This window comes from Streptobacillus ratti, from assembly GCF_001891165.1.
Classification (GTDB): domain Bacteria; phylum Fusobacteriota; class Fusobacteriia; order Fusobacteriales; family Leptotrichiaceae; genus Streptobacillus; species Streptobacillus ratti.
The window spans coordinates 1-363 of record NZ_LKKW01000092.1; the positions used below are offsets into that span (position 1 = coordinate 1).

Below are 363 nucleotides of genomic sequence, written 5' to 3' on the forward strand. Positions count from 1 at the left end.
GATACGGAGATCAGCCGTGAGGATCGCGAAGCCGCTATCGAGCAGGCGCGCGAGGAAGGGAACAAGCAGCTCACCGTGTTCGTCGGCGCGACAACCGATCCCGACATCGTCAAGCGCATGTGGCGGCACCCCAACCAAGACGCCGTTCCGTCCGTCGCGTGCGGGCCTGCGCGCCTGGTCGTGATCGACGCCGACACCAAGTTCAACGGTCCCGAGCTGATCGGCAAGCTCTTCGACGAGCACGGCGGCGTGCCCGAAGGCACGCCCATTATCACCACGCAATCGGGTGGTAAGCACTACGTGTTCAGCGACCCGGACAATGCATTCACGAACAGCGCTGGTGCGCTCAAGAAGCAATACGGC

Annotated in this window: 1 protein-coding gene; it reads left to right on the forward strand. The window is 63.4% G+C overall.

Going from position 1 to position 363, the window contains the following annotated elements:
• Positions 1-363, forward strand: a 363-nt coding sequence (locus BT993_RS06920; protein WP_143604321.1) for a bifunctional DNA primase/polymerase, incomplete at both ends; no start/stop codon positions are given.